The organism is Reichenbachiella sp. MALMAid0571, assembly GCF_040151475.1.
Taxonomy (GTDB): Bacteria; Bacteroidota; Bacteroidia; order Cytophagales; family Cyclobacteriaceae; genus CAXBNB01.
On record NZ_JBDKWG010000153.1, the window covers coordinates 130,890 to 151,839 of the forward strand.

Annotated in this window: 21 protein-coding genes; 8 read left to right on the top strand and 13 right to left on the bottom strand. The window is 38.3% G+C overall.

Features of this window, described 5'->3' with window-relative positions; all coding sequences use genetic code 11:
• Positions 1-11: 11 nt before the first annotated feature.
• Together AAOP42_RS23605 and AAOP42_RS23610 are read left to right on the top strand one after the other, a co-directional pair.
• Positions 12-932 carry a universal stress protein gene (locus AAOP42_RS23605; RefSeq protein ID WP_349531068.1) on the top strand — a complete coding sequence of 307 codons (921 nt, stop codon included), beginning with the start codon at positions 12-14 and terminating at the stop codon, positions 930-932.
• 137 nt (positions 933-1,069) lie between these two features.
• Positions 1,070-1,498, top strand: a complete 429-nt coding sequence (locus AAOP42_RS23610) for a DoxX family protein (RefSeq protein ID WP_349531069.1) — start codon at positions 1,070-1,072, stop codon at positions 1,496-1,498.
• A gap of 151 nt (positions 1,499-1,649) precedes the next feature.
• On the opposite strand, the gene AAOP42_RS23615 is transcribed toward AAOP42_RS23610, so the two are convergent.
• The 3 genes from AAOP42_RS23615 to apaG form a co-directional block, all read right to left on the bottom strand.
• A complete protein-coding gene (locus tag AAOP42_RS23615; RefSeq protein ID WP_349531070.1) occupies positions 1,650-2,570 on the bottom strand; it encodes a coiled-coil domain-containing protein in 921 nt (306 codons plus the stop codon).
• Positions 2,571-2,701: 131 nt separating this feature from the next.
• A complete protein-coding gene (locus AAOP42_RS23620) occupies positions 2,702-3,436 on the bottom strand; it encodes an O-methyltransferase (RefSeq protein WP_349531071.1) in 735 nt (244 codons plus the stop codon).
• A gap of 83 nt (positions 3,437-3,519) precedes the next feature.
• Positions 3,520-3,906, bottom strand: a complete 387-nt coding sequence (apaG, locus tag AAOP42_RS23625) for a Co2+/Mg2+ efflux facilitator ApaG/CorD (RefSeq protein WP_349531072.1) — start codon at positions 3,904-3,906, stop codon at positions 3,520-3,522.
• A gap of 92 nt (positions 3,907-3,998) precedes the next feature.
• On the opposite strand from apaG, the gene ung reads away from it, so the two are divergent.
• Positions 3,999-4,664, top strand: coding sequence for a uracil-DNA glycosylase (ung, locus tag AAOP42_RS23630; RefSeq protein ID WP_349531073.1), 666 nt, complete (start codon positions 3,999-4,001; stop codon positions 4,662-4,664).
• A gap of 62 nt (positions 4,665-4,726) precedes the next feature.
• A complete protein-coding gene (locus AAOP42_RS23635; protein WP_349531075.1) occupies positions 4,727-5,365 on the top strand; it encodes a hypothetical protein in 639 nt (212 codons plus the stop codon).
• Positions 5,366-5,376: 11 nt separating this feature from the next.
• Here AAOP42_RS23635 and lepB read toward each other — a convergent pair whose 3' ends face one another.
• The 6 genes from lepB to topA all read right to left on the bottom strand — a co-directional run bounded on the left by lepB (position 5,377) and on the right by topA (position 12,074).
• Complete coding sequence (gene lepB / locus AAOP42_RS23640; RefSeq protein ID WP_349531076.1) at positions 5,377-6,459, bottom strand: signal peptidase I; 1,083 nt, start codon at positions 6,457-6,459, stop codon at positions 5,377-5,379.
• Positions 6,460-6,493: 34 nt separating this feature from the next.
• On the bottom strand, positions 6,494-7,213 hold the full coding sequence (gene dapB, locus AAOP42_RS23645) for a 4-hydroxy-tetrahydrodipicolinate reductase (protein WP_349531077.1): 720 nt from the start codon (positions 7,211-7,213) through the stop codon (positions 6,494-6,496).
• A gap of 30 nt (positions 7,214-7,243) precedes the next feature.
• Positions 7,244-7,837 (bottom strand): DUF5683 domain-containing protein, encoded by a 594-nt coding sequence (locus AAOP42_RS23650; RefSeq protein ID WP_349531078.1) that lies wholly within the window; start codon positions 7,835-7,837, stop codon positions 7,244-7,246.
• Between the two features lie 2 nt (positions 7,838-7,839).
• Positions 7,840-8,751 carry a ParB/RepB/Spo0J family partition protein gene (locus AAOP42_RS23655; protein WP_349531079.1) on the bottom strand — a complete coding sequence of 304 codons (912 nt, stop codon included), beginning with the start codon at positions 8,749-8,751 and terminating at the stop codon, positions 7,840-7,842.
• Positions 8,752-8,798: 47 nt separating this feature from the next.
• Positions 8,799-9,575, bottom strand: coding sequence for a ParA family protein (locus tag AAOP42_RS23660; RefSeq protein ID WP_349531080.1), 777 nt, complete (start codon positions 9,573-9,575; stop codon positions 8,799-8,801).
• A 180-nt stretch (positions 9,576-9,755) separates the two neighbouring features.
• Positions 9,756-12,074 (bottom strand): type I DNA topoisomerase, encoded by a 2,319-nt coding sequence (topA, locus tag AAOP42_RS23665; protein WP_349531081.1) that lies wholly within the window; start codon positions 12,072-12,074, stop codon positions 9,756-9,758.
• A gap of 115 nt (positions 12,075-12,189) precedes the next feature.
• Here topA and AAOP42_RS23670 point away from each other — a divergent pair, with 115 nt between their 5' ends.
• Positions 12,190-12,684, top strand: a complete 495-nt coding sequence (locus tag AAOP42_RS23670; protein WP_349531082.1) for a SixA phosphatase family protein — start codon at positions 12,190-12,192, stop codon at positions 12,682-12,684.
• Between the two features lie 10 nt (positions 12,685-12,694).
• On the opposite strand, the gene AAOP42_RS23675 is transcribed toward AAOP42_RS23670, so the two are convergent.
• Positions 12,695-13,267: a TlpA family protein disulfide reductase gene (locus tag AAOP42_RS23675; RefSeq protein ID WP_349531083.1), complete on the bottom strand. Its 573-nt coding sequence runs from the start codon at positions 13,265-13,267 to the stop codon at positions 12,695-12,697.
• Positions 13,268-13,393: 126 nt separating this feature from the next.
• On the opposite strand from AAOP42_RS23675, the gene AAOP42_RS23680 reads away from it, so the two are divergent.
• From AAOP42_RS23680 to AAOP42_RS23690, 3 genes are all read left to right on the top strand, one after another.
• Positions 13,394-15,640, top strand: a complete 2,247-nt coding sequence (locus tag AAOP42_RS23680; RefSeq protein WP_349531084.1) for a Tex family protein — start codon at positions 13,394-13,396, stop codon at positions 15,638-15,640.
• Positions 15,641-15,716: 76 nt separating this feature from the next.
• The gene (locus tag AAOP42_RS23685) at positions 15,717-17,573 is read left to right on the top strand and encodes a hypothetical protein (RefSeq protein WP_349531085.1); all 1,857 of its coding nucleotides are present in this window, start codon (positions 15,717-15,719) and stop codon (positions 17,571-17,573) included.
• A gap of 11 nt (positions 17,574-17,584) precedes the next feature.
• Positions 17,585-18,064 (top strand): hypothetical protein, encoded by a 480-nt coding sequence (locus AAOP42_RS23690; protein ID WP_349531086.1) that lies wholly within the window; start codon positions 17,585-17,587, stop codon positions 18,062-18,064.
• 305 nt (positions 18,065-18,369) lie between these two features.
• On the opposite strand, the gene AAOP42_RS23695 is transcribed toward AAOP42_RS23690, so the two are convergent.
• The 3 genes from AAOP42_RS23695 to AAOP42_RS23705 form a co-directional block, all read right to left on the bottom strand.
• A complete protein-coding gene (locus tag AAOP42_RS23695; protein WP_349531087.1) occupies positions 18,370-20,001 on the bottom strand; it encodes a hypothetical protein in 1,632 nt (543 codons plus the stop codon).
• A gap of 281 nt (positions 20,002-20,282) precedes the next feature.
• The gene (locus AAOP42_RS23700; protein ID WP_349531088.1) at positions 20,283-20,534 is read right to left on the bottom strand and encodes a hypothetical protein; all 252 of its coding nucleotides are present in this window, start codon (positions 20,532-20,534) and stop codon (positions 20,283-20,285) included.
• Between the two features lie 163 nt (positions 20,535-20,697).
• The coding region (locus tag AAOP42_RS23705; protein ID WP_349531089.1) for a hypothetical protein at positions 20,698-20,950 on the bottom strand (253 nt) is incomplete at its 5' end.

Sequence of the window (20,950 nt, forward strand, 5' to 3'; positions counted from 1 at the left end):
CCCCACGAACTATGTATTCGTTCAAGAAAATACTGGTCGCTCTTGACCACACCTCGCATGACAAAGAGCTTGTAGATGCAGCCTCTTTCATTTCTACTCTGTCGAAAACAAAGGATGTATATTTTATAAATGTTGTCAAGGATTTGAATATCCCAAAAAACATTAGAAAAGAATTTCCAGACATTATATCTAATGCAGTATCAGAACGAACTGTGGAAATACAAAACCTGGTGAAAGAGAACTATTCATACAAAGAAGCTAAAACTCACATTGAAATTAAACCCGGAAATCCCACCAGTGCCATTCTAAAATACAGTATTGAAAAAAATATTGACCTGATACTGGTAGGAAGGAAAAACACGAGAAAAGACGGTGGTATAATAATAAACAGGCTGGCCAGAAAAGCAGCCTGCTCTCTCCTTGTAATACCAATCGAGTACCAGAAAAGAGTAAAAAAAATCTTAGTACCAATAGACTTTTCAGACTACTCAGTTGAAGCACTCAAACAGGCCATAAATCTTGCAGCCCCCAACCTTCCCAATGTGAAAATATACATTCAAAATGTATTTCAAGTACCAAATGGATACCGCTACACTGGCAGGACTTTTAAAGAATTTGCAGTCATAATGAAAGAAAATGCCGAGAAGGACTACAAAAGCTTTATGCATAAAATCGACACCAAAGGAGTGAATATTGAACCTGTTTACACTTTGGATCGAAGCGACAACCTTATTGCTAAGATATACAGCACCGGACTAAGACTGAATGCAGATGCCATTGTCATTGGAGCAAAAGGAAGGACTGATACTACCGCCATTTTCATAGGAAGTAGTGCCGAAAAACTCATTCATATAGATTCTACCATACCCATAATGGTAGTGAGGCCTAAAGGAAAACGAGCAGGAATAATCGAATTGTTAAAAGACATTTAGATAAAGATCTAAGAGTCATCTCATTTGATTTACAACCCAAACAAATATCAATTTCTTAAAATTGATATTATTACCAATTCACTTTCCTGACAATGGTTTATATTCTATTTTACATATAGATATAATCTCATTAGAAAATGAAAAAGAATAGATTATTAATTTTCCTTCCAAGGATAATTGTAGCGTTTATCCTCTTGCAAACATTGTTTTTCAAATTTGGTATCGGTGGGAATGAAGCGTTGCAAGAGTCAAAAGAAATATTTGGAATTATCGCACTAAGAACATTCGGAAGTGCTGACCAGGAAGCAGTCATTCGTATAGGTACCGGAATAGCAGAGCTAGCTGCATCTATTTTAATCCTTCTAAATGCTACAGCCTACATTGGAGCACTAGTAACCATCGGTCTAATGGGAGGAGCCATACTATCGCATCTCTTATTTCTGGGAATAGAAGTAAAAGGAGATAATGGCCAGCTTTTTATCATGGCAATGGTGGTATTATTAACTGCTCTTATCGTATTGTATAGAGAGAGAAAGAAAGTACCACAACTCTTCAAAAAAAATTAAGTCTATTTTTACTTGCCTGGCAAAGACTATTTAAAGTCTGTCTATAATGTGCTTTAAGAAGCCTTTCAGGATTCTTAAAGCTTACTGTTTTAACAGTTTTACCAATCTTTAAAAGCTTAGTAAAGCGTGGATCGTACTTTATAGACAGACTCTATTTAATCACAAACGTCTCTGATCCCATTTTGTAGTCATCAGTATATACATCAATCTGATGTTTGCCAATGGCATAATCACTTCCCTTACTATATAAAAAAGTAAGGCTTTGCTTAGTTCTGTCGTAGAGTATCTCCTGCTTTGCCGTATAAAATATCTCTCTTCCCTCAAACATAAATGATCCTGAGCCTGAAGCTACATCAAAAAGCACATTGCCATCCGGATCGGTTATTTTGATCATAATATCTTTTCCTTCGATTGGTGCTACTTTGTTTTCATTTATGTCAAATTGTATTTTTAAATGATCCACGTGACGATTTCTGAATTCACCTTCCCTTTCTCTTCCCTTATCAGATACAGCCAATATTTTCATTCCTTCAATCTTCAATCTTGAAGCTACCGCAATTTTCTCTTCAAGCTCAGTTTTGTTACTTTCAAGATTTCGCAAAGATGCATTTAACTCATTCTTCTCCGTTTTCAGCACCACATTTTCTTCATTCAGCTGCTCATTGATCAGCTTGAGCTTTTTTATTTCTTCATCCTGATTTAGCAGTAATTGCTGATAGCCATCCACTTTATCTTTTAATCCGGCTATCTGTCTGTATGCTCTTGTTCTAAACTGTTGTTTTTCTTCTTCCAACTGCTCTCTGATTTTTACCAGAGTATCAATTTCTCCACCGAGCTGAGATATTTCAAGAATTTTTTTATCCAACTCTCCTCCAATAGAATCCAGACTATAGTATGCTTCGTCGAGTTGTTTTTCCGTTTTGGCCTTTTCTTCTTCCAAATCCATGTTCTCAATGAATTTATAGACAAGCCCTCCTCCGATGACTACTATGAATATGATTAAAACGGCTACCAGGATGTTCTTTTTTGGAGCTTCTTGTCCCGCATTGTTTGCTCCCTGTATTTCTTCCATTAATTCTATTTTCCTTTAAAACTGCAAAATTAGGCTTTAATTACACTTTACCAAGAAATTAAAGAAGTAGTGGGAATTTGGAGAGAATGATTAACATTTTCTCACTACACACAAAAAATACACTTGGAATATCACCAATTTAATACGTAATCCTCTTTCTCTAATTCCTTTTTAAAGAAAACAATCCCCATATCAAACAGGTCAATTGTTAGTGTAACTTCAATTTCCAGTTTAATCTCTTCCCAAGCCTTTGTCATCTCTTTTGACCAATGAATATCGTCAAAAATCAAAACAGATTGTTCATTGATATGGTGTTTACATTGATGATAATACCGCATGGTAGCCTCATAGGTATGATTGGCATCAAAAAGAATAAGATTCAATGTATTGACTCGATTAAATATTGAGGCCAACGCCTGATCAATAGGTTCATTAATTAACTGTATGTTGGAATTGCTAAAACCACTAAAATTGGATTTAGCAATACTGGCTGTTTCCGGGCATCCTTCTATAGTAACCAGCTTCTTAACACAAGAAGGTGCAGCAAGGTACATTGTGTTTATACCCAGAGATGTTCCTAATTCCAAAACAGTCTCCGCACCTATACTTTCAATAATTCTATAATACAGCCTGGAGTTTTTAGCAGGAGCCAATGCATATCTCGCAATATCAGAAATCTTTCTTCTTGTGTTAGGCGTTGCTGAAGAACCTGCACCTAAATCAAGTACATTGATTTCTTTGGTGTTGTTAAGCAAATTATCTCTTACTTTTTCTATTCCGGAAAATCCGGGGATAGAACAATCCGATTTTACCACATCTCTATAAAAGCCAAAAATAAAAGGTGAGTGCAATGAATGATCATCCATTGACTGTAGCCAGTAATAGAAATAGCTTTTAATTTGAAACAGTTTCTGAGCAGAAAGCACAACAGACAAATTCCTGTGGAAATTTAATTCAGCCGCTCTAGTGTAATCATGGTAAATTCCGGAATGGACACTTCAAAGGTTTTGCCGTCCAAAATTCTTTCCATTAGGTAAGTACCAGACATTTTTCCTATACCAGACTTCAGGTTACAACCCGATATATACTGATGATCATGCCCTGATTCCAAAATCGGCTGCTGGCCAACCACACCTTCTCCTTCCACCTCGTGTGAGATATATCCGGCATCATTGATGTACCAGTGCCTCCTCAACAGTTTAATTGTGTGATCACTTTGGTTGACAATAGTTACCTTATACGTGAATACATAATGAAATTGTCTGGGACTAGAATACTCCGGTTGGTACTCTGTCTCAACTGTCACTTTAACTCCTTTGGTTATTTCTGAAACCATAAATTCTTTTAAGAAAGAAATAATTAAATGAATTAATTTCGATTTAATTTAGATGTCTAATTACGTCATTTTATTTTGATATAAAAAACTCTATGGAAGTAAAAATTGAAGAAAGTTGGAAAGAAAAGTTAAAGAATGAATTTAGTAAAGAATATTTTGAACAATTGGTTGAATTCATAAAGTCTGAGTACCAAAATTATAAAATTTATCCTCCAGCTAAAGATATTTTTAATGCATTCAATCTTTGTTCTTTTCACAACACCAGGGTTGTGATTATAGGACAAGATCCTTACCACGGAGAGAGACAAGCTCATGGATTATGCTTTTCAGTCAATGAAGAGGTCACCCCTCCACCATCACTGGTAAATATTTTCAAAGAAATAAAAGAAGACCTCAACATCCCCATCCCTGCAAACGGCAACCTGGAACATTGGGCACAGCAGGGAGTACTGCTACTCAATGCTACTCTGACTGTGCGGGCCAAACAACCGGGATCCCACCAAAATAAAGGATGGGAGGAATTTACAGACGCAGTGATAAAAAGCATCTCCGATGAAAAACAAAACGTGGTGTTCTTACTTTGGGGTTCTTACGCTCAAAAAAAAGGAGCGATAATAGACAGGTCGAAACATCTGGTATTAGAATCAGCTCATCCGTCTCCCTTTTCTGTGCACAGGGGATTTTCAGGGAACAAACATTTTAGTAAAACAAATGATTTCCTGCTTTCGAAAAACCTACCAACCATTAATTGGAAATAATTTTCAAAATGCATTAGCTTTAAGTATTTATTCTTGCACAAAAAAACGACAACATGAAGGGAATGGCATCATTAGTACGAACTGTAGTAGTTATAGCATTGATTGGGATTATTTATTACTTTAACCAAAATGTAATAAATAATAAACTTGAAGACTGGTTCGCTACTGCTCCGGACAAACATTTGAATATAGCAAAAAAAGCTGCAAACAATCATGCCATTAATGAATGTCTCAAAGAAATAGATATTGCAATAATGGAGATGGAAGACATTGAAGTTTTTTCAGACAATGTCTCCCGAGACCTTATAGAAAAATCCATCGAGGATCTTCAGCTTCTGGAAAATCATATACAAAATCATGAGCTCAATGTGGATGAATTGAATCTGGTTTTTGCAAAAGGAATCAACAGCCTGGCCTACACATATCTAAAAATCTCTGAAGATGAGCTAAGGCATGATCATGAAATCAAAGCTGTTCACTCACTTAAAATCGTAATTGACCACTTGTACAATTCGATGAGTTTTATGAAGAAAAAGAACATCGATGACGAGAAAGTACTGATCAAGCACATTTATTCTGTCATTGACAGCATCCAGCAAACAGACAATTTTGATTTTAGCTCACTGGATAGGCTCTTCAGTGAAATACAGGAGATCATAGCTGAAGAAGAATTGAAACTGAAAGAACAAAGAGCCGGGTAAAAGCTTTTTGATTAATCGATACCATTGAACAACCTGCTCCATCTTATTTTGCCCAAGAAACTTTCGTTAGGGTCTATTGAAAGCCAGATGAAGGAAGCCTCACCTACTACATGGTCTTCAGGTACGAATCCCCAAAACCGGGAATCTTCAGAATTGTGTCTGTTGTCTCCCATCATGAAATAGTAGTTCTGCTGAAAAGTATATTCATTTAGTTCTTTGCCATCAATAACAAGTTTACCATCTGCTGTACTTACATTTTCCAGTCCTTCATAGTCTCGGATGGTAGAACCATACTTAGCCAGGGTCAATGAATCAATCTTGATAGTCATACCCTCTGCAGGGATCACCAACGGACCAAAAAAGTCAGCGTTCCAGGGAAACATAGTTGCATCAGGAAAGATTCGATGGTTAATGTAAGATTCGGGCTCTTTGAATCTCACCACTTCTTTTACAAAATCAAGTGACTCAAATTTCTTAGCATCTTCAGGTCTGGCATGTACAAAATATCCTCCGTTGACTTCACGTACATCCCAAACACCATTTTTCTTAAATACTCGCTCATTGATGGCCTGATCTGTTGCTATTTGGTAACCAAACTGCATGTTTTCAGGATTTTCTCCTTTCTCACCGTTGATATATACCTGAGAATCCCTCACCTCCAGTGTATCACCGGAAATAGCGACACATCTTTTGATATAATGTGTTTTCAAATCAACAGGATGTTCAAATTCAGGAGGGTAATTGAATACTACCACATCGTTTCTTTCCACGCTTCCAAATCCCGGAAAGCGAAACTGAGGCAGTTGAATAGCATCAGAATAAGAAGGTGCATCTGTTCCCCATATTTTAGCATGAGTCAGCGGAATTTGCAAAGGAGTTTTGGGAGTTCTTGGCCCGTAATTGATTTTACTTACAAAAAGAAAATCTCCTACCAGTAGAGAGTTTTCCATAGAGGGGGTAGGAATGGTAAAGGCTTCCATAAATGCCCATCTAATCAATGTAGCTGCTATCACAGCAAAAACTATGGCGTCAACCCATTCTCTTACCGGTCCTTTCTTAACGTCTTCTTTCTTCTTGAAAAATTCGAAACCCATACTAATTTTTTTTCGGCAAATATATAACTATTCCTTAAAGACTGAAATTTAAGTAATCATCCATGTTGAACACTCCCTTTTTGTCAGAAAGCCATTCAGCGACCATTACTGCTCCCATGGCAAATCCTTTGCGGGTATGCGCTTCGTGAGTAATCCTGATGTCATCAATTTCAGATGTGTAATTGACACTATGAGTGCCCGGCACTTCCCCTTCCCTTTTTGAATAAATGCTCAAAACGGAAGAATCGCTGGCCTCTCCCTCTTTCCAGCTACTTAAATCTTTATTCTTTTCAATTATACCTTCAGCAATGGTAATTCCGGTACCACTTGGAGCATCCAGTTTATGAATATGATGTATGTCTTCTACTGACACTTTGTATCCTTTGCCTGCCATCAATTCCGCAAGGTACTTATTGACTTTGAAGAAAATATTCACTCCAAGACTATAGTTAGAAGCATAGAAAAATGTGCCGCTATTTTCTTTACAATACTTTTCTACTTCGGGCATTTTATCCAACCAACCGGTACTCCCGGATACAACCGGGACTTTCTGTTTCAGCACAGACATAATGTTGTTAAAAGCAGATTCCGGAGAGGTAAATTCAATCACTACATCTGTAGTATCCGGAGTGATCTCCGTAATTTCACTTGAATTATTCAGATCTATAACTTTGGATATGGTGTTTCCTCTTTCAATCGCCAGTTTTTCTATCAACTGCCCCATTTTCCCATATCCTACCAATGCTATTCTCATATCTTTTTCAAAAAATAATATTGCAATACTTTACTTACTTAAATTAAATACCAGCGACACTCCTATATTCTGTGCGGTATAACGATTGCCCATATACATAGCCGGCCGCACCTCGAAAGAGAGGTCATCATTTACATCAAACTCACTCAAATGAGCAGCAATGTGTGCATCTACTATACTCAATAGGTAATATAATGTTCCCAAAACCATCAAATAATCCCGATCTCTTCTCAGTTGTTCGGCATTTCGTTCCAGAGTAGTTGCAGAACCAAACCTTCCACCAAATGGATTTACGGTATTTTCATTTCCGTCAGTTTCCGCCAGGTAAGCATTTCGAAATGCATTGTACAGCACATGCCTGTTGTTGATATAATGGCCAAATAGCATCAGTCCACCATACACAATCGGCAATTTCCAATACTGTCGGTTGTAAATCTGGCCAAGCCCGGGGAAAACTGCAGCATACAACGATGCTTTATTCGGATCCAACGTGGAGACAGTGGTAAAAGTCTCTATTGCATCTGACTTTGTAATTGAAGAATCTGACAATAGTAACCTCTGTGCTACAGAATGATGAGTAGATAATGCTATAAAAGAGAATAAAAGTAAGCTTACAAAGCGCATTCCTATTTAGGATCAATAATTTCCAATAATCTGTTTAACTCAGATACGGAAGTATATGGTATTTTGATTTCGCCTTTTTCATCATCTTTCGGAGTAATTTTTATTTTTGTCCCGAAATGAGAGCAAAGTTTATCCTGCCAGTGGCTTATTTCTCTATTCCTTTCTGCGGAAACTGTGCCTTCAGATTTCTCTTTTTCTTCAGGGAAAGCAGCTTGTTTCACCAGAGCTTCCACTTTCCTTACGGACAATTCTTCTGTCAATATTTTCTTGAAAATATTCAATTGCAATGCAGCATCTTCTATATTGATCAATGCCCTGGCATGCCCCATCGACAATCTACCATCTCTTACTGCAATCTGAATATCTGGCGGCAACTTTAACAGCCTCAAATAGTTATTGACAGTAGTTCTGTTCTTACCAACCCTTTCACCCAATTGCTCCTGCTTGAGGTCACACTCTGCCAACAATCTTTTGTAACTCAACGCCACTTCCATAGCGTTCAGGTCTTGCCGTTGAATGTTTTCAATCAGAGCCATTTCCAGCATTTGCTGATCATCGGCTTCACGTATATAGGCCGGGATTTTGTCAAGGTTTGCCAGTTTAGAGGCCTGAAACCTTCTCTCACCGGAAATTAACTGGTAAGAATTGTTGTTAAGTTTCCGAACAGTAATCGGCTGAATAATCCCCTGAACTTTAATAGATTCTGAAAGCTCTTCCAGAGCCTCCTTATCAAAATGGGTTCTGGGTTGAAATGGATTGACCTCAATCTGATCCAGTGAAACTTCAGAAATATTCCCTACTCCTCCTGTTCTTTCTCTGAGAGACCTTACTGGTTTTTCATTAGGAGAATCATCAAGCAAAGCTCCAAGTCCTCTTCCAAGCGCATTCCTTCTTTTGGGTTTATTTTCACTCATGATTCTATTATTTATAATTGAACAGCAACTAAGATTCTAAGACTACTTTATACAAATAGTGCTTCGTTTTTTATTGCTATTTCTTTTGCAAGGTTTAAATAGCTTATTGCTCCTTTGCTCTCAGCATCGTGCACAATAGCTGGCAGACCAAAACTTGGTGCTTCACTCAATTTAATATTTCGGGGAATCAATGTATCAAAAACCATCGATTTAAAGTGAGTAGTCACTTCATCCACCACCTGGTTTGATAACCTCAACCTTACATCATACATGGTAAGTAAAATTCCTTCTATTTCCAGATCAGGATTTAATCTTGACTGAATAATTTTAATTGTGTTCAACAGTTTCCCTAAACCTTCCAAGGCAAAATACTCACATTGAACAGGAACAATAATAGAATCTGAAGCGGTCAATGCGTTGACTGTGATCAATCCCAAAGACGGAGAACAATCTATAATAACAAAATCATAGTCCTTTTGCAGTTCGTGCAAAACCGTTTTCATTTTGGTTTCTCTCTCGTCGTAATCAACCAACTCCACTTCAGCACCAACCAAATCTATATGAGAGGGCAACAAATCGAGGTAACTAATATCAGTCTTGATAATACAGTCGTAAGGATCTACGCCATCAACCATGCATTCGTAAATACCAGCTTTCACCTGTTTTGGATCTTCTCCTACACCAGATGTCGCATTTGCCTGTGGATCGGCATCTACAATTAGCGTTTTGTACTCCAGAGCAGCCAAACTAGCTGCCAGATTGATAGCTGTAGTTGTTTTGCCAACTCCTCCTTTTTGGTTTGCTATTGATATTATCTTACCCATTATCTATTTGTTGTTACAAATTCTGCGGTGGTTCATCTCTCCTAAAACTGAGGTGAGTTACAAATATATAAACCTCAACTTATCAAACCCGATTATCTTAATAGGAAATTGTCCACAATGGATGTGGATAACTTTTACTTGAAAAAGAATTAAAGTGAAAAACGCTGAAAAATGTAAATACTACCTCTTTCTCCCCCTTTTCTTATCCGGAGTTTTCTCAGCCAGTTCAAAGCATTCCTTATAAGTAAGTTCTCCAGGTTCCTTGTCTTTCGGGATTTTTACATTTTTCTTTTCAAACTTAATGTAAGGCCCCCAGCGTCCATTCAGTACCTGCACTTCCGGGTTTTCATCAAATCCCTTGATAAATTTCTCAGCATCTGATTTACGCTTGGCTTCTATCAATTCTACCGCTTCGTCGTAGGTAATCTCCAGCGGGTCTTTGTCTTTCGGTATAGACACAAACTTGCCGTCATGACGGATATAAGGACCAAACCTGCCAATAGCTGCAACCACTACTTTCTCTTCATATTCTCCTAATTGACGTGGTAATTTAAATAGTTCAAGTGCATCTTCAAGGGTGATATTTTCGAGAAACTGTCCCTTTTTCAGACTGGCATACTGAGGCTTCTCCGCCCCCTCTTCTTCACTGAACTCACCAATTTGAACCATAGCACCAAACCTGCCCAAACGTGCAATCATTGGTTTGCCTGATTCTGGATGATTCCCCAGGTTTCTTTGTTGCCCTACTTCTGATCTCTCAAGTGTTTCTGTTGATTCTACTTTTTTATGAAAACCTGTATAGAAAGATTCAATCATCTTCCCCCACTCTTTTTTTCCACTTGCTATTTCATCAAATTCTTTCTCAACATTGGCTGTAAAAGAATAATCCGTAACTGTAGTAAAATGCTCCACCAAAAAATCATTTACCACCATGGCAATATTCGTTGGGAAAAGCTTGTTCTTTTCTGCTCCTGTATTTTCTTTCTTGTCCAGTACAACTACCTTACCCTCCCTGAGCACTACTTCCTTGTAAGTTCTTTCATACCCATCACGAGATTCTTTCACCACATAGTCACGCTTCTGAATGGTAGAAATAGTAGGAGCATAAGTAGAAGGTCTTCCAATTCCCATTTCCTCCAATTTCTTCACCAGACTGGCTTCCGTGTATCTTGCAGGATGCCTTGAAAAGCCCTCTTTGGCTTTCATTTCATTCAAATTCAATTCTTGTCCTACACTGATAGGAGGCAACATCCCCTTTTGCTCGTTCTCAACAGTATCATCATCTGTAGATTCGGTATAGACCTTAAGAAACCCTTCGAATTTCACTACTTCCCCTGTTGCTACCAGATTGTCATCCTGAGTAGAAATATCTATAGTGGCTACCGTTTTTTCTATTTGTGCATCAGACATTTGGGAAGCAATGGCTCGTTTCCAAATGAGATCATACAATTTATTTTCTCTATCGTCTTTTCCCGCTGTACTCACATTGAAATTCGTTGGACGAATAGCTTCATGAGCTTCCTGAGCAGATTGATTTTTTGTTTTAAAAACTCTGGTTTTAGAAAATTCTTTCCCGTAATTGCTTTCTATAGCTTGTTTAGCTCCGGCCAGGGCTTCTTCTGACAGATTCAAAGAATCCGTTCTCATATAAGAAATCTTTCCTGCTTCATACAACTTCTGAGCCACACTCATAGTCATGCCTACGGGGAATCCCAATTTCCTACTGGCCTCCTGCTGAAGTGTGGAAGTGGTAAATGGAGGTGCCGGAGTTTTCTTTGCTGGCTTCTTTTCCAGATTTTTAATTGAATAATCAGCCCCTATACACTTTTGAAGAAAATCATTGGCTTCTTCCAAAGTCTGCAACTTCCTTGGAAGTTCAGCGGTAAGCACCTTCCCTCCATCCAATAAAAAATCTGCAGTAATTTTAAAAGAGGAAGTACTCTTAAATTGATCTATCTCACGTTCCCGCTCTACGACAAACCTCACTGCTACTGATTGTACTCTTCCCGCAGAAAGCCCTGTCTTTATTTTTTTCCATAAAATAGGAGACAACTCAAAACCAACCAACCTGTCCAGCACTCGTCTTGCCTGCTGGGCATTTACCAAATCGACATCTATTCCTCTGGGATTGGCAATAGCTTTGGCTATCGCATTTTGAGTTATTTCATGAAAAACGATGCGTCTGGTTTTATCATCTTTTAGCTTCAAAGCTTCTTTTAGGTGCCAGGAAATGGCTTCTCCCTCACGGTCATCATCACTAGCCAGATAGACCATGTCAGATATCTTCACTTCCTTTTTCAGTTGGTTAATGACTTCCTTTTTATCTTTAGAAACCTCGTAAGTGGGTAAAAATCCATTCTCAATATCTATGGCATTATTACCCTTGGGTAAGTCTCGTACATGCCCGTAACTAGACATCACTTTGTACTCCTTTCCCAGATACCCCTCTATGGTTTTGGCCTTAGCCGGTGACTCTACTATTACTAAATTATGCGACATGAATTTGTTGTTGTATTGAATGAAAGTGCCAAATATCCATAAAAAAAAACTATTAAAGCAAAAACAATTTTTTAAAATCCCATAAATTACTGATCAATCACTCCTGATAATTACTATGTCAAAGCAATTATTTTTAATCAGACATGCACAAGCTGAAGGCATGCAATCAGATATTAAAGACATTGACAGAATACTCACGAATGAGGGTTGCCGGGACGCAATGAGAATGGGAAAGTTACTATCCGAAGAAGGACATACACCTGATCTGGTATTATCCAGCACAGCCGAAAGAACCAGAGAAACCACTCGTTATCTTTGCGAACAGTTGAATTATGATTTCGAAAAAGTAATATTTACTGAAGACCTCTACGAATCGTCCGTAAGACTCATGCTCAGTACCATCAACAAAGTAGCAGATCAACATAAAACACTTTTTGTAATAGCCCATAACCCTTCTATCAGCTACCTTGGAGAATCACTTACAGGAGATCCTACAGGCAACATGCCTCCTTGTGGAGTACTATATCTGAAGTCATCTACAGGCTCATGGCAGGAAATCTCTCAAAATTCCTGTTCGCTAAAAAAGTTTTACGACCCTATAGACCTTTAATTATTATGAATTAAAGTCCATTGAGAAAATCTCTAAACTCTTCACTGTCATAAGAAGCCATTCCTGATTTCTTCACTACGATTTTTCCCTGAGGAGAAATCACAAAGGTTGTAGGAATGGAGTTGGTTTGAAATACAGAAGGCAATAGTGAAGCCTCACTATAAATAGGAAAGTCGTAGGCTTTTTTTGCTGCAAACTGAATGGCCTTATCAAAATCCTGATCTCTGGAGATCATCACAAAAGCAATTTCATCGGAATCGATTTTACCATACAAACTATTAATATCCGGCATCTCTGCCACGCATGGAGGACACCATGTTGCCCAAAGGTTAATAAATATAGTTTTACCTCTGAACTTTTCGAACGAAACAGTATTCCCATCTACATCTACCAAGTTGAATTGATAAGAGGCATCTTGCTGTTCACTAGCAGGAATCACCTCAGGCTTGATCAGCCCGGGAGCCAGTACAACCCGTTGTATCATACCTATCACTTCTGTATGAAGGCCTGTGAAGTATAGTGTCAGAACTACTCCAATCAACACTACCCATTCTATAACTTCCCTTTTTATTTTCTTTACCATCGTTACCTGAACGTTAAATTCATTTTCTATTCAAAATACAAAATCAGAATGAAATTAATTCCATCAAAGTATTAATTTTGGTGCCCGCATAAAAAAACAATATCAAAAGACACTAAACAAATCTGTATGAGTTCAAAGTACGCAGCAATAATTGCAGGAGAAAAAAACATCAGGGAGCAACAAGTTAAAGCTGTAATAGAATTATTGGAAGAAGGAGGTACTGTTCCATTTATTTCAAGGTATCGAAAAGAAAGAACAGGTAATCTTGATGAAGTAGCAATTTCTTACATAAAAGAACGCCTGGAAAAACTCATTGAATTTGACAAAAGAAAAGAAGCTATACTCAAGTCTATAGATGAGCAGGGAAAACTCACCGATGAACTCAGAGCAAAAATTGATACCACTTCTACATTGGCTGCATTAGAAGACGTTTATCTTCCCTATAAGCCAAAACGAAAAACCAAAGGGTCAATTGCCAAAGAAAAAGGACTTGAACCACTGGCAAAAGACCTGTTTAAACAAAGAAACATTGACATTATTGCCCTGGCTGAAAAATTCATAGGCACTGAAAAAGAAGTAAACTCTGTAGATGAAGCACTACAAGGTGCACGAGACATTGTAGCAGAATGGATCAATGAAAATGCTGAAATACGGGCAGAATTAAGGAATTTATTTTTGCAGAAAGGGATACTGACATCTAAGGTGATGAAAGGCAAAGAAACTGATGGACAAAAATACAAAGACTACTTTGACCTATCAGAGCCCATTAAGAGTGTGCCTTCACATCGCTTGCTGGCAATGAGGCGTGGAGAAAAAGAAATGATCCTGTCTTTAGACATAAGCCCTGATGAGGATGAAGCAATTTTCTGCATAGAAAAGAAAGTATTGAAAGCCAGCAATGACGCTGCTGAACAGGTGAAAATTGCTGCAAAAGATGCATACAAACGACTGCTAAAACCATCCATGGAAACTGAAACCCGAATGGAGTCTAAGCTAAAAGCTGACGAAGAAGCGATTCGTGTATTTGCAGAAAACCTCAAACAACTGCTCCTGTCTCCCGCTTTGGGTCAAAAAAATGTAATGGCAATAGATCCGGGATTCCGAACCGGCTGCAAGGTAGTCTGCCTCGACCGGCAAGGACAATTACAGAAATTTGATGCCATCTACCCTCACCCTCCACAAAACAGAAAGATGGAAGCTGGTGAAACACTGAAAAATCTAATAAAACAATTCAACATAGAGGCGATTGCCATCGGCAATGGAACTGCTGGCAGAGAATCTGAGCAATTTGTGCGCTCATTGGATCTGGACCCGTCCATTACCATAGCTATGGTAAACGAAAGCGGCGCATCCATATATTCAGCTTCAGAAGTAGCCAGAGATGAATTTCCCAATGAAGATTTGACCGTTCGAGGATCTGTTTCCATAGGAAGAAGAATGATGGATCCCCTCTCTGAACTAGTGAAAATTGATGCAAAATCCATTGGAGTGGGGCAATATCAACACGATGTAGATCAGCTTTTACTCAAACGCAACCTCGATGAAATAGTAGAAAGCTGTGTAAATGCGGTTGGTGTAGAGTTGAACACTGCCAGCAAGCAATTGCTTACTTATGTATCCGGTCTTGGGCCACAACTGGCAGAAAACATAGTGAATTACAGAAATGAAAATGGGTCGTTTAAAGACAGGGCTGCTTTGAAGAAAGTACCCAGGCTTGGCGATAAAGCATTCGAACAGGCAGCAGGTTTTTTAAGAATAAGAGAAAGCAAAAATGTGCTGGACAGAAGCGCAGTGCATCCTGAAAGATACGACACAGTGCAATTGATGGCGAAAGATCTAAATTGTCAGATGGAAGATTTAGTAAAAAACGACAGCTACAGAACAAAAATCGACCTAAATAAATATGTGACCAGCGAATTTGGTATTCCTACCCTTAAAGACATCTTATCCGAACTGGCAAAACCAGGAAGAGATCCACGGGAAAAATTCGAAACCTTCAGTTTTGCAGAAGGAGTAAATGACATGACTGACCTGAAAATTGGCATGAAAATCCCTGGTATCGTAACTAACATTACCAAATTTGGCGCATTTGTTGATATAGGAGTACACCAGGATGGCTTAGTGCATGTCAGCCAAATAGCTGATAAGTTTGTGAACGATCCTGCTGAGATCGTAAAACTCCAGCAAAGTGTAATGGTGACAGTCACTGACATAAACATTGAACAGAAAAGAATCTCACTATCACTTAAGGCAGACCCATTTGGCAAAACACCGAGGAAAAGTTTCGAAAAACCGAAAAAAAAGGAAAAACTTCCCGACGGTGATTTTCAGAGCAAATTGGGAATGCTTAAAGGAAAGTTTAATGGAAGTTGATAAATTTATTTAATTTTAAAATCCCAAAACTGCTAAAAATTTAATTCAAACCTCTAATGGTTAAATTTTGATTACTATGAAAAATATAGGTCTATCAGTTGTGTTCATATTGCTTATTGCAGCCGGAAACTCCATGGCACAAAAGCTGAAATACAAAGACATCTTCGAATTGATTGAAAAGAAAGATTATGATACAGCCATTCCTCAAATCAATGCTTTTCTAAAAGACTCCAAAAATGAAGATCATGCCAACGCTCACCTGCAAAAAGGGCTATATTTCGAACAAAAAATAGAACAGTATCATATCATAGCTGACTCTGCATCTCTGCTTCAGGAAAGCGATTCTGCCATTTTCTTTTTAAACAAAGCCAAGTCCCTGATCAATGATAAGGAGCTAAAAAAGAACGACGAATATTATCAAAGTTTCTACAGGAGAGATTTGAGAACAGGTGATTTCGGAATCAAACTTTCGGATGTTTCCCTCGATCTTGAAAAGAAAATAGCAGCGTTGCAAGATTTAAGTAAATATGCCAAAATCATTTGTACCAACCTGAATATTGCAGACAGAAATTACAAACTATCCAACGAACAATACCGACTTATTGCATCCTTATATGAGAGCCAGAACGATTTTTTACTGAAAGCAACAGAGTTGGAAAAAGACGCTTTGCAAGGAATGATAAATCGCACAGACTCTATTAGAACGGCTATAGATGCAGTAAGAGATGCTGTCAGCAAGTTGGGAAGAAAAGGATACAGCCCTGAAATTCAATTTACTGAAATTAAAAAATTCGGCGAAGACGGCATGAGCGAAGCGGATTTCTATCAAAATGATATTGTAGTTTGGGATTATCTGGCATGGGCCGAAGATGTCCAACAAAAGATTCGCATAGATGTGAGCAGAATGCGTGACAACCTGAACCAAACTTACGAGGAATTAAAAGCAAAATATGATTTAGTGAAAGCAGGAGGGGGAATAAGTGAAGGTGAATTAACCACCTCCATTGACTCCAAATTGAAGAGTCAAATTAGAAGTGTAGATGAAAATCCATTACCCGAAAAACTACTGGACATACTCATCAACCACACCCAATTTGAATTTATTACAAACAAAAAACTAAATACAAAACTGGCTGATGAATCAGATGTCAATTACCAACTCAGCATTACCGGGAAGATAAACACCCTGATAGATGAAATCTCTAAACAAACATCCGTTCTGGTAGAACCTTACACTACCAACGGAACGAAGAAGTATTCCAACTTCATTGAAACCAATTATGGTGGTGAGTTTGGGTTGATCAAATACAGAAAGGGACTTGAGAGCCAATTTGACAAGGAAAAAAAGAAATGGGAAGAACTACAATCCTATTGGACAGAAAAAAGCAAATGGGGGGTGAGTGAAGATGCTGCTGACTCGATATACCTGATTGCCAGAACTGATAGTACATACACCAGCATGAAGCTTTCTAAATTTTATACGCTATCGATCACAGAGGATGATTCAGCTAATATTTACGCTTTTGGTTTGGAATTTACCGGAGAAAAAGACAAAGGATATCTGGCTAAAATAGGAAATGACAGAATTATAAAATGGAAAGTTAATTTCGATCTTGATAATTTTCAGTATGACGATGAAGTGTTGCGTGTAAATGGTGCCTATGCTCCAACTTCGGAAGGTGACCTGGCAGGATACCTTTACAGCAATGTCCCCGAATCTAAAAACAATTTTATAATATTCAATAGCAGCAAACAAGGTCAGCTTAATTGGGCTACCGCCGCAAAAATCACCAATGAACCGATATCCATCAAATTCAACGATTTTGTAAAAGAAACCAATGTCTTCCTGATGGATGAAAAAGCGCTGGAAACCTACGAAGGTGAAGACCCCATCTATATCGTGTTTGACAGGAAAGGAACTAAAGTAAGGTAACAATAAACAGAATGAATAAACACACTCAATTACTCATTTTATTCATTCTGCTGACCTCACTATACTCCTGTGGTACAGGAGACATAGCCAAAGAATTCACCAAAACTCAAGCCGTTATGCTTTTGTCCAGTGATGAAAATAAAACATGGATACGCATTTCCAAAACTGAAAACGGCACAAAACAAGAATTGGCTGCCTGTGAGCAAGAGAACCTCTTGTATTTTGAAGTGACCGAATCAGATTCTATTTTGTACAGCGTAGGCGAATTACCCGGGTGCAGTACTTCCGACGTTGAACCTGATACACTTTTGAAAGCTACCTGGTCCCTCTCTCAAAACATCAACCTGATAGCCACCGATACACTTTTCTTAACAGATGAAAACAACAAACAACTGCCTCCTTATATCATCAAACAACTGACCGGAAGAAAGCTAAACATTCTGTTTACCGATGACAACTCGAATGTCATTGTAGAGGAGTATGTTTATTAATCTGAACCCAATTTTAAAAAACGGCTCGTAATCACAACAGATACAATAATTGACATAGCTTCCAAATTAGACTCTATATAAAAGAAGCTAAATCCATACCGATCAAAACCAATGCAAGTACAGATGATAGGCGTAAAACTTCACATATTTTTTAAGGATATTAGTACCAGAGTTATAGATCATTAAGAATCCTAAGTTCAATGACTGAGATTTACCAAAAATAAGGAAAGGAAATAAGAAGATACTATATCATAAAAGACGGATCAGATACAGAAATTAAGTCAAATGAGAATGATACAATTATTTCAATTGACTGAAATTTTTAAGACCATTCCCGGCACGGAAATATCTCCCGTATCTCCCGAAGATGTCCCTATTTCATCGATTAAATTCCCCGGTATTTTTATGGTGTTGGCATGAATAGCAACTTTACTGGTGATATCTGCTGCTTGCTTTGACAACAAATCCTGAGCATATATTACTACTCCATTCGGCAGGTCTTGCATCAACTGTAAGGATAAAGATTCATAATGCCCAAATACACCAATCGGTTTATTCAGTTCCACTTCTTTCAGTATCACATCCGCTTTGGGATAAATCCAACTTTGGTTGGGTTGTACCCTGCCTTCGGTTGCAATGGCAACTGCACCATTTGGAAATTTGGAAGCCATAACATAAGGTGCCAATTCCCTATAATTTACTTCAGGGAGTGCTGTATTCCGAGACATAATAGCCGGGGCACTTTGTCTTACCATTTTTCCATGAGATGGCCTAAACCAGGTATCACTTTCCTGAAAAACAATGCTGTCAACCAGATTGTTTTTTGAGGCGAAAAAGGTGCCATACCCTGCTTCCATTGGAGGAGCAATCCTTTGCCACAAAACCAATCGATCCATCTCATTCAGACGTTGATCAACGTGTCGGTCTCCGGCAATTTGAAGATGCAAATCTTTTCCTTTGTACATTCTTGGTGTTTTCATTGGGTGCCTTTTTACAGCCACCAACAAACCCAATGCAGCAGCTATGTTAGGATCATCCTGAATGTTGAGAAATGCCCTGTACTCACTATTTCCTGTAGTTTGTATTAAAATATCACGAATGCGTTGCATGGTGGTAGTACTCACCAATAATGGTGCTGCATCATACGTTCGAAAAACGTCCGTATTTTTTATCACATCCAAAGACTTTTCTACTTTTTTACTCGCTTTTTCCAGGGAAGCATCTAATTGCTGTGAAACCACCTCTTCAATATTATAAACCGAAGGGTAGAGCGATAATCCCGGGATATCCCACTTAGGATTGACAGGCCCTGCTCCTGTGATATGCTCCAAAGTGAGTTCCGGATAGATCTCCTCTTTTATCCTCGAAGCATAATAATGTTTGGTGTCCCCTCCATCTATTTTCCAATATTCAACCCCGGCGTACTTACTCCATTCCACAAACTTTCTCATTTCTTCTTCAGATGGATTTCCCCTCACCCATAAGCCCAGGCCTTTCCATCCTAAAGCCTTAATATCTATATTCATTTGCCTAATCCTTTCCTTTGGTTCAAAATGAGCATACTTAGGAAAATCCAGTGTATCCATGATCAGAGTGAAGAAAGTGTTTTCAGGGATGCTTTTGTCTTGCCAGCCATGATCGATTACAAAATAGTAATCACTTCTTGTTTTTGGCAACATGGTAGTAGCCATACCACCATCACCAAACATATTTTCTTCAGTCATTTCCTCTCTGGCAGCAGGATTAGAAAAAATGTTTTTAGCGTCTGGATTAGTAACTTCTTGTCCTTTGTTAATAAGGTAATTTTGCCAATACCAAGTACACCAATAATTAGGAGCTGTGCTGGTTTCATCCGGCACTAAGTTTATAGTTTTTTCTTGATCGGCACATGCCACCAAAAGGCAAATTAAAAGAATCAGGGTAATGTAGTTTTTCATTTTTAATGTTATGGTTATTGATAATCTTTAGCTATCGGGTGTATACCCACATAACGAATAGCACTAAACTAGTGAAATCTGCCGAAGCTCACAACAGTTCAAAGTGGCACTGCGCTTAGAAAGATGAAAAATCCTGTGAGCTGCACTCGGTAGAAAGCACTGCCTTTTCCCAGCGGCAGACTTGCCTACCGGACAGGCAGGGTCACGGTGATGTTCGCACTGAAACCAGCCAGAAAGCACGTTGGCATATAAGCGATAGCGCCTGTTATATGCCTCTATTTCTATTTGAAGTTGTTTTGTTTGAACCACCCAGTTGAGTATTTTTTCTTTGTTGAGTCGTAAACGGTAAGCTTCGTTTTTTTTAGTTGCCCCTGTTCGTCTTTTAGTTTCAGAAATTGGCCTTCTTTGAAAATGAATGTTCGCCATTCTTCCGGATTAAGAGGAGTGGCTTCTAGCTCTTCTTTGGTTGTCGAGTTGAGATGCAGCTTGTTAGTTTCGCTCTTACTTTTTTCTAGTAGTGCGAACCGCCTCATGAACAACGACTTTTTACTTCGATTGGTTATTGTAACAATGAGACTGTCAGATACTTTATGCGCCTCAATTTTTATCTTTTTACGTTGGGATTTCAAATAGTTTAAGATGTTCCACGCCAAACTGATTATTGAAATGGATAAGGCAATTATTGAAATTAAGAGTTTAGAATCCATTTGTTTCTCGACAGTGCAGATGTCCGCTCTGAAAGTGCAGTGGCATATAACGTACAGCGGCTAAAAATTGTGACATGGCTTTTTGCGTGAAAGTTTTAGTGATTGTTGAACGAACCTCCTTCGTCGGAAGCCCTTCGGGGAATGCCAAAGAACTTCTAACTTCGGAGTTCACAAAATAAGAATTGAAGTTATGAAAAAAAAGTAAAACAATCATTGAAAAAGCATGTGAACAAGTACCTAAT

Bases quoted from the DNA above. Each gene is read 5' to 3' on its own strand.
- AAOP42_RS23605 (WP_349531068.1), top strand. From the start codon at position 12: ATGTATTCGTTCAAGAAAATACTGGTCGCTCTTGACCACACCTCGCAT.
- AAOP42_RS23610 (WP_349531069.1), top strand. From the start codon at position 1,070: ATGAAAAAGAATAGATTATTAATTTTCCTTCCAAGGATAATTGTAGCG.
- AAOP42_RS23615 (WP_349531070.1), bottom strand. From the start codon at position 2,570: ATGGAAGAAATACAGGGAGCAAACAATGCGGGACAAGAAGCTCCAAAA.
- AAOP42_RS23620 (WP_349531071.1), bottom strand. From the start codon at position 3,436: ATGGATGATCATTCATTGCACTCACCTTTTATTTTTGGCTTTTATAGA.
- apaG (WP_349531072.1), bottom strand. From the start codon at position 3,906: ATGGTTTCAGAAATAACCAAAGGAGTTAAAGTGACAGTTGAGACAGAG.
- ung (WP_349531073.1), top strand. From the start codon at position 3,999: ATGGAAGTAAAAATTGAAGAAAGTTGGAAAGAAAAGTTAAAGAATGAA.
- AAOP42_RS23635 (WP_349531075.1), top strand. From the start codon at position 4,727: ATGGCATCATTAGTACGAACTGTAGTAGTTATAGCATTGATTGGGATT.
- lepB (WP_349531076.1), bottom strand. From the start codon at position 6,459: ATGGGTTTCGAATTTTTCAAGAAGAAAGAAGACGTTAAGAAAGGACCG.
- dapB (WP_349531077.1), bottom strand. From the start codon at position 7,213: ATGAGAATAGCATTGGTAGGATATGGGAAAATGGGGCAGTTGATAGAA.
- AAOP42_RS23650 (WP_349531078.1), bottom strand. From the start codon at position 7,837: ATGCGCTTTGTAAGCTTACTTTTATTCTCTTTTATAGCATTATCTACT.
- AAOP42_RS23655 (WP_349531079.1), bottom strand. From the start codon at position 8,751: ATGAGTGAAAATAAACCCAAAAGAAGGAATGCGCTTGGAAGAGGACTT.
- AAOP42_RS23660 (WP_349531080.1), bottom strand. From the start codon at position 9,575: ATGGGTAAGATAATATCAATAGCAAACCAAAAAGGAGGAGTTGGCAAA.
- topA (WP_349531081.1), bottom strand. From the start codon at position 12,074: ATGTCGCATAATTTAGTAATAGTAGAGTCACCGGCTAAGGCCAAAACC.
- AAOP42_RS23670 (WP_349531082.1), top strand. From the start codon at position 12,190: ATGTCAAAGCAATTATTTTTAATCAGACATGCACAAGCTGAAGGCATG.
- AAOP42_RS23675 (WP_349531083.1), bottom strand. From the start codon at position 13,267: ATGGTAAAGAAAATAAAAAGGGAAGTTATAGAATGGGTAGTGTTGATT.
- AAOP42_RS23680 (WP_349531084.1), top strand. From the start codon at position 13,394: ATGAGTTCAAAGTACGCAGCAATAATTGCAGGAGAAAAAAACATCAGG.
- AAOP42_RS23685 (WP_349531085.1), top strand. From the start codon at position 15,717: ATGAAAAATATAGGTCTATCAGTTGTGTTCATATTGCTTATTGCAGCC.
- AAOP42_RS23690 (WP_349531086.1), top strand. From the start codon at position 17,585: ATGAATAAACACACTCAATTACTCATTTTATTCATTCTGCTGACCTCA.
- AAOP42_RS23695 (WP_349531087.1), bottom strand. From the start codon at position 20,001: ATGAAAAACTACATTACCCTGATTCTTTTAATTTGCCTTTTGGTGGCA.
- AAOP42_RS23700 (WP_349531088.1), bottom strand. From the start codon at position 20,534: ATGAGGCGGTTCGCACTACTAGAAAAAAGTAAGAGCGAAACTAACAAG.